This window comes from Streptomyces pristinaespiralis, assembly GCF_001278075.1.
GTDB classification, from domain to species: Bacteria; Actinomycetota; Actinomycetes; order Streptomycetales; family Streptomycetaceae; genus Streptomyces; species Streptomyces pristinaespiralis.
Window position 1 is genome coordinate 1,451,564 of record NZ_CP011340.1, and the last position, 13,959, is coordinate 1,465,522.

Here is a 13,959-nt window from a genome sequence, read left to right on the forward strand (position 1 = left end):
CCCGGGTCGGACGAACGGGTTGACATGCTCGCGCTTAATGATGGACGGCAGACGACATTCTTACTACCGGTCGGTAGCGTCTTTTGTGTCGGCCTCGAGAGACGTGGTCAGGCCACCGGGCGGATCCGGTCGCCGGTCTTCTCACGGAGTGCGGCTTCCAGCCGGTCACGGGCCTCGGTCTGGACGGCAATCCGTTCGTTGAGGATCGCCAGTCGTTCCAGCGCGACGCGCAGGCCCTTCCCCGAGGGCGGTGCGGCAGCCACATCGCCGTCCAGGCAGGGCAGGAACACGCGCACGTCGTCCAGAGTGAGCCCGGCGGCCAGCAGGTAGCGGATGTTGCGGACCCGCACCGCCGCCTGCTCGTCGTAGACGCGGTAGCCGTTGGGGGCGCGTTCGGAGGAGATCAGTCCGGCCTGTTCGTAGTGCCGCAGTGCACGAGCGGTCGTCCCCACCGCCCTGGCCAGCTCACCGATCCGCACCCGTCCCACCTCCCGGGCCACTCTACGGCGCCCCACAGCAGTCGTGCGCGTGATCCACCGCCTCTGCCCGTGCCCCGACGGATTGCCGCCGGGGGCACTGCGTGTGCGGAGCGGTCACGCCACGACCGCTCCGCCGTCGACCGGGAGTACCACTCCGGTGACGAACGATGCCGCCGGTGCGGCAAGCTGCGTGATCGCCCAGGCAACCTCCTCGGGGCGGCCGATCCGGGCCATCGGGGTGTGCGCGAGTTGCCACTCCCGAACCGCGGCCGTCTGGCCGGGCGTCAGGCCCTGATGCTCGGCGATGGGGGTTTCGATCGCGCCGGGGGCGACCGCCACCACCCGGACTCCACGGGGCGCCAGCTCGACCGCCCAGCTGCGGGTCAGCAGCTCCAGGGCGGTCTTGGTCGCCGCATAGACCGAGCTGCCCGGCCAAGCCCGCTGCCCCACAGACGTACTGACGTTGACGACCACTCCGCCCGACGCCTCAAGAAGCGGCAGCGCCGCCTGCGTCAGCAGGACGGGGGCGATGAGGTTGGTGGCCAGCTGAGCTGTGATCATCTCCGGCGTCAGTGAGCCGAGCGCGCCGCCGCGCACGATGCCTGCGTTGTTGACCAAGACGTCCAATCGACCGTATGTGTCCGACACGGCCTCGACGATCCGCTCGGGTTCGCCGTCGGCGGTGATGTCGGCGGCGAGCGGTGTGATCCGTTCGTGCCCGGCCGCGGTCTCCTTGAGTGGTTCGCTTCGCCGCCCGATCGCGACGACGTGGGCGCCCTCGGCGGCGAAGGCGCGGGCGGTGGCCCGGCCGATGCCGGTGCCGGCTCCGGTGACGGCGATGATTCGGCTGCTCTGCGGTGCGGTGCTGTTCATGCCGGTCATCGTGCAACCCTGCCGCCAGCGGCAAGGTCAACACGGGCGGCCGGGGCGGCCCGCCCGGTGGACCCCAGGCCACCGGGCGGGCCGCCGCCGGGTCAGTGCCGGGCGCGCAGCGCCGCGAGGTTGTCGTAGCTCTTCCGGGCCACCTCGAGGGACTGCCCCGGAACCGTGGCGCTGGGCGCGCCGTCGTGCTCGATCATCGGGTTGTGGTAGTTCTTCGCCCCCACCCGCCTGAAGAACCTGCGGTAGTCGATGTCGCCCTCGCCGAACGTCACCATGTCGTAGCCCTGGCCGTTCTGGGTGTTGACCGTGCCGTCCTTGGCGTGGAACAGCGGGTACCGCACGTTGTGCCGGACCACCAGACCGGCCGGGTCGAAGACCTGCTCCACCGTGGAGCCGTCGTGGGCGGTGTACGTGTGGAACTTGTACTGCGCCACGTGCGCCCAGTAGATGTCCATCTCCAGCCAGACGTCGCGCGGGTCGGTCACCTCCAGGAAGTACTCCAGCTTGCGGATGCCGGAGCTGCGGGTCGGCCGGCCCTGGGCGTCCAGCGGGCCGCCGTCGAGCAGGAACCCGTACGCCGAGTCGTGGTTGTGGGTGTAGAGCTTGATGCCCTCGCGGCGGGCGATGGCGCCCAGCGCGTTCCACTTCTCCGCCGCGACGTCCCAGTCGGCGCGGTAGGAGCTGCCGGTGGGGTCGCCACCGGTGCCCATGTGGCCCATGCCGAGGATGTTGGCGATCTCCAGATGACGCTTGAAGGTGTCGAGGTCCGAGGGGGTCAGCGGCCAGGATCCCGGGATGAAGCCGTGGTTGCCCTGCGCCGTCAGCCCGTACTCGTCCAGCCAGGACCGCATGAGCCTGGCGCCCTCGACGGTCTCCAGGTTCGCGCCGCCCGGGGCGTTCGCGTGCTGGCGGTAGCCGGCGAACTCGACCTGCTTGTAGCCGTAGCGGGACAGTTGCCTGAAGACCTCGCGGAAGCCCGACGGCAGGTCGGTGGAGAGCGGGTCGCGGCCCGTCGCGTCACGGACCGTGTAGAGGATGATGCCGCGCTTGTGGGGCGGGACCAGCGCGGAACGGCCGTGGTCCTCGCCTCTGTCGTCCGCCGTGTCCGCCGCGAGGGCGGGCGAGGCGCCGAAGACGGGGGCGGCGATCGCCGCGGCAGCGGCGGCGGTGCAGGTACTCAGGAATCGGCGGCGGCTGACGCCGAGCGTGCGGCGCAGGCTTTCACCGGTGGCGGATTCGTCGTTGAACGCGGTCACGATGATCTCTCTTTCGTTACGGGGGTGCGGACGCGTGGCGGTTCGCCGCCTCAGTCGAGGCCGGCGAGCCGCAGCAGCAGGGACTTCACATCGGTGGCCGCGACGCGGCCGGTGACGGCGCGGGGGGTGGAGCACAGGAGGAGCGGACCTTCTTCGTCGCTCGCGGGGAGGCGGCCGTGGCTGCCGCGGATCGGTGACGGGTCGAGCGGCACGACCGCGAGGCGGTAGCGCATGCCGAGCTTCTTGCGGGCCACGGCCTTGGCGGCCTTGAGCCGTACGTACGGGTCGTGCGGGTCCATGAACAGCTCGACCGGGTCGTAGCCCGGCTTGCGGTGGATCTCGACCAGCTGCGCGAAGTCGGGGGCGCGGTCGTCGTCGAGCCAGTAGTAGTACGTGAACCAGGCGTCGGGCTCGGCGACCGCGACCAGCTCGCCGGAGCGGGGATGGTCGAGCCCGTGGGCCTTCTTGCCCTCGTCGTCGAGGAGTTCACCGAGACCGGGCAGCCCGTCGAGCGCCTCACGGACGGCGTCGAGGTCCTCGGGGCGGCGCACGTAGACATGGGCGAGCTGGTGGTCGGCGACGGCGAACGCCCGGGAGGTCATCGGGTCGAGGTACTCCATGCCGTCCTGGGTGTGGACCTCCAGCAGACCGGCCCGGCGCAGCGCGCGGTTGATGTCGACGGGGCGGCTGACCCGGGTGATGCCGTACTCCGACAGGGCGACCACCGTGCGGCCCTCGCGCTCGGCGTCGTCGAGCAGCGGGCCGATGACGGCGTCGAGGTCGGCGGCGGCCCGCAGCGAGCGGGGGTCGTCGGGGCCGTAGCGCTGGAGGTCGTAGTCCAGGTGCGGCAGGTAGCACAGGGTCAGGTCGGGACGGCGGGTGCGCATGATGTGGCGGGTCGCGTCGGCGATCCACCGGCTGGAGACGATGTCGGCACCCGGTCCCCAGAAGTGGAAGAGGGGGAACGTACCGAACTTCTCGGTGAGTTCGTCATGCAGGGCCGGCGGGCGGGTGTAGCAGTCCGGTTCCTTGCGGCCGTCGGCGTAGTAGACGGGCCGGGGGGTGACGGTGATGTCGGTGTCGGCGCCCATCGCGTACCACCAGCAGATGTTGGCGACGGTGTAGCCGGGGTGGGCGCGGCGGGCCGCGTCCCAGATCTTGTCGCCCGCCACCAGACCGTTGTGCTGGCGCCAGAGCAGGACGTCACCCAGCTCGCGAAAGTACCAGCCGTTGGCGACGATGCCGTGCTCGGCCGGCAGGACGCCGGTGAGGAAGGTCGACTGGGCGGCGCAGGTGACGGCCGGCAGCACGGTGCTCAGGTTCGCCTGCGAGCCGGCGGCCGCGAGCGCCTTGAGCCGGGGCATGTGGTCCAGGAGCCGGGGGGTGAGGCCGACCACGTCCAGGACCAGCAGCGGGGTGGGGCGCGTGTCGCTCATGGCAGTTCCTTGAGGCCGAGGTCGGTCAGCAGGTCGCGGGCCAGGGTCAGTTCTGCGGCGATGCCGTCGGCGAGCTGGCCCCGGGTGCGGGGCCGCAGCTCCGGCGGGAGGGCCTGCCAGGTGTAGGTCTCGACCTCGAGGTGGCGGGTGCGCGGTTCCGGGCCGCCCACGAGCCGGGTCAGGGTGTCCTTCAGGACGGGGAGCGTCGAGGTGAGCGGCTCCGCGGGCGGCGCGTGCAGGGGGACGTGGAAGTGCGCCCGCCAGGGCCCGCCGTCCGGGAGGGCGCCGCCGGCCACGGCCTCGTCCAGGTCGTCGGTCCCGCGCAGGCCGGCGGCGGTGAGGGTACGGGTCTGATGCAGGAAACGCGGCTCCGCGAACGCGGCGAGCGCCTCGCGCACCTCCGGCAGGTGCGGGTTCTCGGCGTGCAGCGCGGCGGAGAGCTGAGCCTTCACGACGGTGACGCCGGCCGTGGCGAGGGCGGCGAGGGCGGTCTGCGGGTCCTCGAAGGAGGTGGCGAGATGGCAGGTGTCGATGCAGACGCCGATCCGGTCGCCGGGGACGGCGCTGAGCGGTCCGATCGCGTCGGCGGTGGTCTCCACCGTGCAGCCGGGTTCCGGTTCCAGCGCGATCCGGACGGACCTGCCGGTCAGTTCCTCGAGGGCGTCGAGCCGCTCGGCGAGGGTGGTCAGCGCGGTGCGGGCGGTGGCGGCGGCCTCCTCGTCGAAGCCGGTGCGCCAGGCGAGCGGGAGGGTGGAGATGGTGCCCTCCGTGACGTCGTCGGGCAGCAGCGCCGCGAGGAGCCGGGCGAGGTCGGTGGTGTGGGTCAGGCGTTCGGGGTCGGTCCAGTCCGGTGTGTAGACGCGGTACTTGACCTCTTCCGCGCCGAAGCCCTCGTAGGGGAAGCCGTTGAGGGTGACGACCTCGAGGCCGCGCCGCTCCAGTTCGGCGCGCAGTCCCCGCAGGGCCGCCGGGTCGGTGACCAGGGCGCGGGCGGCGTCCCTCGCGAGCCACAGGCCGATGCCGAGCCGGTCACGGCCGAGGCGCTTGCGCACCGGTTCGCAGTGGTCACGCAGTTGGGCGAGGACGCCCTCCAGGGTCTCCGCGGGGTGGACGTTGGTGCAGTACGAGAGGTGGACGGTCGAGCCGTCGGGGTGACGGAAGCGCATCCTCTGCTCCCCTCATTCCCCGCCGCGGAGGATGGAGTTGCCCTCGTGCAGGCCCTCCGGCTCCGGGATGTCGAGCTGGAGGCGGCCGCTGAGGCCGTAGAAGGCGACCGGGTTGCGCCACAGGACCTGATCGACGTCGTCCTCGGTGAAGCCGGCGGCGAGCATGGCGTCACCGACCTTGCGGGTCTTCAGCGGGTCGCTTCTGCCCCAGTCGGCCGCGGAGTTGACGAGCACCTTCTCCGTCCCGTGTTCCCGCAGGACGGCGACCATGCGGTCCTCGTCCATCTTGGTGTCTGGGTAGATGGAGAACCCGAGCCAGCAGCCGCTGTCGGCGGCGTGCTTCACGGTCGTCTCGTTGAGGTGGTCGAGCAGCACCCGTTCGGTGGGCAGGTTCGACTCGCGGATCACGTCGACGGTGCGGTGCAGGCCGGCGAGCTTGTCGCGGTGCGGGGTGTGGACGAGGGCGGGCAGCCCGTGGTCGGCGGCCAGCTGGAGCTGGGCGGCGAGCGCCGTGTCCTCCGCGGGGGTCATCGAGTCGTAGCCGATCTCGCCGACCGCGACGACCGAGTCCTTGACGAGATAGCGGGGCAGCGCGTCCAGGACGGGCGTGCAGCGGGGGTCGTTGGCCTCCTTGGGGTTGAGCGCGATGGTGCAGTGGTGGGCTATGCCGTACTGGGCGGCGCGGAACGGCTCCCAGCCGAGAAGGGCGTCGAAGTAGTCGAAGAAGCTGGCCGGGGAGGTGCGGGGCTGGCCGAGCCAGAACGACGGCTCGACGAGGGCGCGCACACCGGCGGCGTACATCGCCTCGTAGTCGTCGGTGGTGCGGGAGGTCATGTGGATGTGGGGGTCGAAGATGCGCATCACAGCTCCTGGGGCCGCTGGGGCTTCTCGCCGGTCAGGGTCAGCACTCGGTCGAGATCGTGGGGGACGTCGCGGCCGGCCGCGGTGCGTTCGGCGGCGTAGTCGGTGAGCATGCGGGCGAGTTCTCCGTCGCCGCGGGCCCGCCGTTCGAGGTCCGCGACGTCGTCGAGGGGCACCCCGGTGAACAGGCACTTGAGCACGGCGTGCCGCCAGGCGTGCGGGTCGAGATGGGCGGCGGCGTACGGGCCGACGGCGGCCGAGACGAGCCGGGTGTCGTTGGTGCGCAGGGCGTCGTCGAGCAGGTGCACGGCGTGCGGTCCTTCGACGAGGAACGGCAACGCGCGCAGCACGGCGCGGCGTTCGGCGGCACTCCCCTGCCGGTAGAGGCGGGTCAGGGTCTCCAGGCCCGCCCGCGCCTCGGTGAGCAGCAGGGTGCGGACGGCGTCCGCGTTGTCCTGCCCGCAGTGGCGGCCCGCGGCGGCGAACCGCAGCTCCCAGGTGTGCGCGGTGTACGGCGACGGGGCCGTCGGCGGCGCCTGGGCGGCGCGGGCGGCCTCGGCCAGCGCGTCGCCGAGCCAGGCGCGGGCCGTGTCGTCGGCCAGCCGGGCCCCGACCTCCTCGACGGTCCAGGGTGCGGTCTGCGTCACGATGCCGGTGCTCCCTTCGCGACTGCGGTACGGAGAAACTCGATGGACCGGCGGGCCAGTTCGGGGCCCGCGTGGGAGTGGCGGGGCAGCTCGACGACGGTCAGGCCCCGGTAGCCGGTGGCGGCGAGGGCGTCGAGGACGGGTGGGAAGTCGATCTCGCCGTCGCCGAAGGGCAGGTGCTCGTGGACCCCGCGCCGCATGTCCTCGATCTGGACGTGCCGCAGCCAGGGACCGGCCGCGCGGACGCAGTCGGCCGGCGGCTCGAGCTCCAGGCACTGGCAGTGGCCGATGTCGAGGGTGAGGCCGAGGGGTGCGGAGTTGCCGAGCGAGGTGCGCAGCTGGTGGAAGCCGGCGAGGTCCTCCAGGAGGTGACCGGGCTCGGGTTCGACGGCGACGGGGACGCCGGCGAAGGCCGCGGCGTCGAGCACGGGCAGGATCGCCTCCTCCAGCCGCTTCCACGCGGTGTCCGCGTCGGTGCCGGGCGGGGTGATGCCGCTGAAGCAGTGCACGGCGTGCGCGCCGAGGTCCGCCGCCACCTTGACGGCGGTGATCAGCAGCCGGGTGCGGGCGGCGCGGCCCTCGGGGTCGGGGTCGAGCAGGGACGGGCCGTGCTTGCGCCGCGGGTCGAGGACGTAACGGGCGCCCGTCTCGACCGTGGCGGTGAGACCGAGTTCACCGAGCCGTCGGGCGACGCGGGCGGTCCGCTCGGCGAGCCCGGGGGCGAGCGGGTCGAGGTGCATGTGGTCGAGGGTGAGCCCGACGCCGTCGTAGCCGAGGTCGGCGAGGAGCCCCAGCGCGTCGTCGAGACGGAGGTCGGTGAGCCCGTTGGTCCCGTACCCGAAACGAAGCCGGTCCCCGGCCGCGGCGGGCGCGGGCCGATCGCCCGGTGCCGGGCGGGTGTCGGGACCGCTGCCAGTGGCCGGGCCGGAGTGGGCTGCGCGGCCCGGGCCGGAGCGTGTGTCGGGACCGGGGCCGGAGGCGCGGCCGGAGCCGGCGGGGCCAGAGCGGGAACCCTCACCAGGACGGGAGCCCGGACCGGGGCGATCGTCCACGCCGAAGGGGGAGTCCGGGCCACGGCCCGTCTCGGGACCGGCACCGGCGGTCGGGCCGGAGTGGGCGTCACGGGTCCGGCGGGTGCCAGGGCCGGAGCGTGTGTCGGGACCGGGGCCGGAGGCGCGGCGGGAGCCGGCGGGGCCCGGGTGGGTGGCGGGGCTCATGTCGGGCTCACCTTCCGTGCGAGCTTGCGGGCGAGCGGAACCAGCCCCATCACCGCGAGCCCCGTGACGCCCGCCCCGGACCGTGCCGCGAGGGCGGCCTGGAGCGGGATCATGGCGCGGATGCCGCCGCCGACGGCGCGCTGGGTCAGCGGCGGGGACGGGTTGAGCGCGGCGTGGAGGTAGGGGACGGCGGCGGTGCGGGCGTACGCGGCGGCGAGCAGCACGGCGGCGGCCGGCACCGCCGTCCCGCGAGGCCGCGCCGCGAAGGCGGCGACCGCGCCCGTCGCCGCCAGCGCGGCGAGGGGCGCGCGGGTCGAGCCGCCCTGCGTCTCGTTGCGGGACACGGTGGTGACGGCGTAGGTGTGCGCGGCGAGCACCGCGGCGGCGGGCGCGGCGGCGCGGACGGATCCTCCGCCGCGCCCCACCCGGAACGCATGGCGGGACGCGGCGGGCGCGGGCCCCTGCCCGCGCGCGACCGCCCTCCGTGCCGGCCGCACCGCGGGCGCTGAACCACCGGCACCCGTGGCTCCGTTCACGGCGGCCCGCCGGGCCCCTCGTACCGCCCGGTCCGGCCGTGCGGCCACCGCGCTGCCGGGTGCCGTCGCGCGGCGCCCGGCAGCGGACAACGTTGCCGTCGCGCCGAGCAGCAGGTCCAGGCCGCGGGCCGCGGCCATCGCCGCCGGGCCGGCCTTCGTGTGCTTGAGGTGGAGGTCGTACGCCCAGACCGTCGCCGAGAGCGCCGTCGCCACGGCGAGGGCGGGACGGCCGGCGCGGGCGGCGAGGCCGAGGCCCGCCGCCGTCAGCGCTCCGGCCGCGCCCAGCGCGGCAGCCGGGGAGATCCGGCCGGACGGGATCGGGCGGTGGGGCCGGTCGATCGCGTCCTCGTCGCGGTCGGACCAGTCGTTGAGCGCCATGCCCGCCTCGTACAGACAGAGCGAGGCGCCCACGGCGAGCGCGGTGCCCCGGTTGGGGCGCCCCCCCGCCGACGCCGCCCCGGCGAGGGCGTCACCGGGCACGGTGAACAGGGCCGACACGCGCAGCAGTTCGGCCCAGTCGCGCGGCCTCACCCGGCCTCCCGCAGACGCTCCGCGAAGCCGAGGAGGGCGGTGAACTGCTCGGACAGGCCCGCCGGCCCGCCGTCCGGGTCCTTGAAGTAGAAGCCGAGTTCGGGCAGCGGCCCGGACAGGCCCACCTCGTGGGCCCGGGCCAGGAGCCGGGCCAGGTCCAGGACCAGCGGCGCGGCCAGCGCCGAGTCGCAGCCCTGCCAGATGGTCTGGAGGATCATCCGCGAGCCGAGGAAGCCCTCGAAGGCGATGTGGTCCCAGGCGGTCTTCCAGTCGCCGAGCGCCGGTACGTCGTCGATGTGGACCTCGCCCTGCGGTGTGTGCCCGAGGGTGTCGGCGAGGACCCGCTCCTTGCCGGCGTTCTTCGCCGCCGCGGCGGCGGGGTCGGCCAGCGCCGCCCCGTCCCCGCCGCCCAGCAGGTTGGTGCCCGACCAGGCCCGTACGTCCAGGGCCCGCTGCACGAACATCGGGGCGAGCACCGCCCGCAGCAGCGTCTGGCCGGTCTTGCCGTCGCGGCCGGCGTGGGGAAGTCCACCGGCCGCGACGGCGTCGGTGAGGGCCTCGGTTCGCAGCCCGGTGGAAGGGGTGAAGTTGACGTAGGGGCAGCCGGCCCGGACGGCGGCGGCCGCGTAGAGGGAGCTGGGCGGCAGCCGCAGTGCGCCCGGTGCGGGCAGCGGCTCGGTGGAGGAGACGTTGACGACCACGACACGGGCGAGTTCGTTGTGTGCGCGGAATTCCTCGATGTCGGCGGCGAACGCCGTGACGAGTTCCTCGTCGCTCCGGGTGTCGCCCGCGCCCGGTCCGCCGGGCCGTATCCCGGCGTCCGCGGCGGCCAGTTCGGCGCGCACCGCAGAGGCGAGGCCGTGCGGCAGGACGCCCGCTTCCGTGAGGTGTTCCGCGCGCTTGGGCAGCGGGCAGTGGGCGGTGTCGTGTCCGCCGAAGACGAGTGAGGACAGGGGCGGCAGCCCGGCCCCGGCGAAGGCCGGGGTCTCGGTGACCATGCCGGTGGGCGGGTGCATCCCGGCCGTGACCGCCGCACATCCGGCGACGGCGGTGGTGGCCACCGAGCCGCGTGCTCCGACGAACCAGACTCCGGTACGTGCATTCCCGTCTGTCACGGGCTGCCTCCCTGCCAGTCGATGTTCCGATGTGGTGGAGGACGGCGGGCGGGGGGTACGGCGCCTCCCCGCCCGCCGCCGGCAAATGGGCGGCCCTGGCCTGCGGCCTAGGAGGGCAGCTCCTTCAGCTGGATGTCCCGGAAGGACACCTGGTCCTCGGCCCCGTGGTTCTGGATGCCGATGTAGCCGTCCTTGAGGCTGCGGACCGGGTCGGTGTTGGTGAAGTCGTTGATCTTCACTCCGTTGAGGAAGACCCGCAGACGCTCTCCCTCGACCCGGATCTCGTAGCTGTTCCACTGACCGGGCGGCTTCAGCGCCTGGTCACGGGCCTGGAGGTCGGCCGACTTGAAGCCGTAGACCGCGCCGGTGGTGCGGTCGGCTGCGTCGGTGGCGTCGATCTGGACCTCGTAGCCGTTGTTGACGGCGGACCACGGGTCGTCGGAGGCGGGGAAGCCCACGAAGACACCGGAGTTGTCGTCGCCTTCCATCTTCCAGTCGAGCTTCAGCGAGTACGAGCCGAGTTCCTTGGCCTGGTACCACAGCATGCCCATGCCGCCCTCGGTGCGCAGTTCGCCGTCGACGATGTCGAACCTGCCCGGCCCGGCCTGCTTCCAGCCCTCGAGGGTCTCGCCGTTGAAGATGGTCCGGTAGCCGGTCCGCGGCTTGCAGTCGGCATTCACCTGGCCGGTGGCGTACCGCAGCCCGCCGAGGAGGTGCTGACGGAAGGCCGGCTCGGCGTAGGACTCCTTGGTGTGGCCGCCGCCGGTGTAGAAGGCACGGCCGCCCTCGTAGGTCTGGCACCAGGCGATCGGGTGGTCGCCCTTCATGGTGCCGCCCTGGTAGGTGGTCTCGTCGAGGGTGGCGAGGACACGGGCCTGCTCACGCGGGTTGGTGCGGTAGTTGTACCACTCGTCGGTGCGCTCCCAGGGGCCGTCGATGTGCGAGGTGGCCGGGTGGTCGTGGTCCTCGACGCGGACGGTGGCGGGCTGGATCTGCGGGTGGGAGGCGAAGTAGGCGCCGACGAGGCCGCCGTAGAACTCCCAGTCGTACTCGGTGTCGGCCGCGGCGTGGACGCCCATGTAGCCGCCGCCCGCCGCGACGTAGTCCTCGAACGCCTTCTGCTGATCGGCGTTCAGCACGTCGCCCGTGGTGGAGAGGAAGACGACCGCGTCGTACCTGGCGAGGTTGGCGGCGGTGAACTGGCCGGCCGCCTCTGTGGCGTCGACCGTGATCCCGGCGGAGCCGCCGAGCTCCTTCAGGGCCGTGATGCCCGCCGGGATGGAGTCGTGGCGGAAGCCGCTGGTCTTCGAGAAGACCAGGACGCGCTCGGCGGCCTTGTCGACGGGGGTCTCGGAGAGCTTGAAGTCGTCCACGTCGTACAGCGCTCCGGCTCCGCCCTTGAAGACCAGGAAGAGTTTCGTCGTCCGCTCGGGAACGCCCCGCAGTGCCACCTCGATGTCCTGGAAGGTCTCCCAGCTGCCGGTGACCGGGACCGGTGCGGAGCCGAGGAGCTTGCCGGCCGCGGAGCCGGTGCGCACCTCGAGGATCCCTCCGGCGCCGCCGGAGGAGACGCGGGCGGTGAGCTTCTTGGAGCCGGTCAGGTTGTACGGCTCGAAGGAGATCCAGTCACCGTTGTCGATGTCACCGACGGTCTTGCCACCGTGGGCAGCCGCCTTGTCGTACGTCTTGACGCCCGACTGGCCGTCGAAGTGCTCGGCCTGCCGGTGGCGGGGCTGGAGCTGGGCCTGGTCGTGGGTGGTCAGCGCGGCCTGGCCGCCGCCTCCGCCGTCGGTGTACTCGGCGTCGAGGACTCCGAAGATGTTGGCGTTGGGGTCGTGTCCGCCGTCGGCGGAGGTCTTGATGGTGCCTTCGCAGCCCTTGGCGGAGGTGATGGGGTGGCCGTGGCTGTCGTGGCCGAGGACGTAGTTCACCGTGACCTTGGTGCAGTCGATGGTGCCGTCCTCGGGGTCGGTGACGGTCACCTTGAACGGGATCTCGTCGCCGAAGTCGAACAGCGCGCCCTCAACCGGCAGTTCGAGTGTGACCTTAGGCGCGGTGTTGCCGACGACGACGTGGACACTGGCGGAGCCGGTGCGGCCCGTCGGGTCCTTCGCGGTGACCGTCGCGGTGTAGGTGCCGTTCTTGGTGTAGTGGTGGACGGGGTTCGCCTCCGTGGAGGTCGTGCCGTCGCCGAAGTCCCAGCTGTACGTGAGTGCGTCGCCATCCGCGTCGGTGGTTCCGGCGGAGGAGAAGGTGACGCGCAGCGGCGCCTGGCCGGACGTCCTGTCCGCGGCGGCCTCCGCGACCGGTGAGCGGCCGCCGGTGGCGTTCTCGATCCGGTACAGGCCGGCGTTCTCGTCGCCGCCGAACCAGGCGGTGCCGTAGTCGAGGACGTACAGCGCGCCGTCCGGCCCGAAGGCCATGTCCATGATCTGGGTGCCGGTCCACGGGACGGGGTTGATGGAGCGGACGGTGCCGTCCTCCGCCGTGTCGATGCGCTTGATCCAGCGCCGGCCGAACTCACCAGCGAAGAAGTCGCCGTCGTACGCCTCGGGGAACTTCACCGGGGAGTCGAGCCCGGCGTCGTAGTGGTAGACCGGGCCGCCCATCGGGGACTCGGAGCCGCTGCCGAACTCGGGGACGGAGCCGCCGTCGTACGGGATCCAGGCCGGCTGCGCGGGCGGCAGGTCGACCAGGCCGGTGTTGTGCGGCGAGGTGTTCTTCAGGTTGGCGCAGTCGAACGTCGCACCGGAGGTCTTGGTGGCGAAGTCGTACTCGACGTACGGGTCGTTGTCGCCGGTGCAGAACGGCCAGCCGAAGTTGCCGGGGCCGGTGACGCGGGCGAACTCGACCTGGCCGGCGGGTCCGCGCTTCGGGTCGGCGGTGCCGGCGTCGGGGCCGTAGTCGCCGACGTAGAGGACGCCGGTCTTCTTGTCGACGCTGAAGCGGAACGGGTTGCGGAAGCCCATCGCGTAGATCTCGGGCCGGGTCTTTTCCGTGCCGGGGGCGAAGAGGTTGCCCTCGGGGACGGAGTACGAGCCGTCGGCCTCGACCTTGATGCGCAGGATCTTGCCGCGCAGGTCGTTCGTGTTGCCGGAGGTGCGGCGGGCGTCGTACGCCGGGTTGCGGCCGGGCCGGTCGTCCATCGGCGTGTAGCCGTCGGAGGCGAAGGGGTTGGAGTCGTCGCCGGTCGACAGGTAGAGGTTGCCCTCGGCGTCGAAGTCGATGTCGCCGCCGACGTGGCAGCAGATGCCGCGGGTCGCCGGGATGTCGATGATCTTCTTCTCGCTGGCGTTGTCCAGCGTGCCGTCCGCACGGAGCACGAACCGCGAGAGCCGGTTGACGCCGTCGAACCTGGCGAAGTCGGCCGCTGTGCCCTCGTTCGGGGCGTCGCCCGCGGGGGTGTCCATGGGCGGTGCGTAGTAGAGGTAAATGAAACGGTTCTGCGCGAAGCCGGGGTCCAGGCCGACGCCTTGGAGTCCCTCTTCGTCGTGCGAGTAGACGGGGACGGTGCCGACGACGCGGGTGTTTCCGGCGGCGTCCGTCATACGCAGCTCGCCGCTGCGGGAGGTGTGCAGCACACTGCGGTCGGGCAGGACGGCCAGCGACATGGGCTCGCCGGTCTCCTCACCACCCTTGGCGAGTGTGACCTGCTGGAAATCCTCCGCGGCCGCGGAGACCGCGGTCTCGGGGTCGGCGGCGGACGCGGTGGTCGGCGCGGTGAGGGCGAGCGAGCCGGCGGCCAGGAGACCGCCGGTGAGGAGTGCGAGGGCCTTGCGGGCCCTGGGCCTTGTTCTGTGCACGAATGTCCTCCGGTAAGGCCGGTCGAACGG

General features: G+C 72.7%; 11 protein-coding genes. All 11 read right to left on the reverse strand.

Annotated elements, in window-relative coordinates; genetic code table 11:
* Positions 1-107 precede the first annotated feature (107 nt).
* The gene (locus SPRI_RS06015; protein WP_037773263.1) at positions 108-479 is read right to left on the reverse strand and encodes a MerR family transcriptional regulator; all 372 of its coding nucleotides are present in this window, start codon (positions 477-479) and stop codon (positions 108-110) included.
* 114 nt (positions 480-593) lie between these two features.
* On the reverse strand, positions 594-1,361 hold the full coding sequence (locus SPRI_RS06020) for an SDR family NAD(P)-dependent oxidoreductase (protein ID WP_005309327.1): 768 nt from the start codon (positions 1,359-1,361) through the stop codon (positions 594-596).
* Positions 1,362-1,453: 92 nt separating this feature from the next.
* On the reverse strand, positions 1,454-2,617 hold the full coding sequence (locus SPRI_RS06025; protein WP_005309328.1) for a sugar phosphate isomerase/epimerase family protein: 1,164 nt from the start codon (positions 2,615-2,617) through the stop codon (positions 1,454-1,456).
* Between the two features lie 50 nt (positions 2,618-2,667).
* On the reverse strand, positions 2,668-4,053 hold the full coding sequence (locus tag SPRI_RS06030) for a nucleotide pyrophosphatase/phosphodiesterase family protein (RefSeq protein ID WP_005309330.1): 1,386 nt from the start codon (positions 4,051-4,053) through the stop codon (positions 2,668-2,670).
* Positions 4,050-5,219: a metabolite traffic protein EboE gene (eboE, locus tag SPRI_RS06035; protein WP_005309331.1), complete on the reverse strand. Its 1,170-nt coding sequence runs from the start codon at positions 5,217-5,219 to the stop codon at positions 4,050-4,052. Before eboE ends, SPRI_RS06030 begins: the two co-directional genes overlap by 4 nt.
* A 12-nt stretch (positions 5,220-5,231) precedes the next feature.
* Positions 5,232-6,080 (reverse strand): TatD family hydrolase, encoded by an 849-nt coding sequence (locus tag SPRI_RS06040; protein ID WP_005309333.1) that lies wholly within the window; start codon positions 6,078-6,080, stop codon positions 5,232-5,234.
* Positions 6,080-6,727, reverse strand: coding sequence for an EboA domain-containing protein (locus SPRI_RS06045; RefSeq protein WP_005309334.1), 648 nt, complete (start codon positions 6,725-6,727; stop codon positions 6,080-6,082). The genes SPRI_RS06040 and SPRI_RS06045 overlap by 1 nt, the downstream gene beginning before the upstream one ends.
* The gene (locus tag SPRI_RS06050) at positions 6,724-7,521 is read right to left on the reverse strand and encodes a sugar phosphate isomerase/epimerase family protein (protein ID WP_053557693.1); all 798 of its coding nucleotides are present in this window, start codon (positions 7,519-7,521) and stop codon (positions 6,724-6,726) included. The genes SPRI_RS06045 and SPRI_RS06050 overlap by 4 nt, the downstream gene beginning before the upstream one ends.
* A gap of 419 nt (positions 7,522-7,940) precedes the next feature.
* The gene (locus tag SPRI_RS06055; RefSeq protein WP_053556745.1) at positions 7,941-9,011 is read right to left on the reverse strand and encodes a UbiA family prenyltransferase; all 1,071 of its coding nucleotides are present in this window, start codon (positions 9,009-9,011) and stop codon (positions 7,941-7,943) included.
* The gene (locus SPRI_RS06060) at positions 9,008-10,126 is read right to left on the reverse strand and encodes an inositol-3-phosphate synthase (protein WP_053556746.1); all 1,119 of its coding nucleotides are present in this window, start codon (positions 10,124-10,126) and stop codon (positions 9,008-9,010) included. Before SPRI_RS06060 ends, SPRI_RS06055 begins: the two co-directional genes overlap by 4 nt.
* A 107-nt stretch (positions 10,127-10,233) precedes the next feature.
* Positions 10,234-13,929: a ThuA domain-containing protein gene (locus SPRI_RS06065; protein WP_053556747.1), complete on the reverse strand. Its 3,696-nt coding sequence runs from the start codon at positions 13,927-13,929 to the stop codon at positions 10,234-10,236.
* Positions 13,930-13,959: the final 30 nt, after the last annotated feature.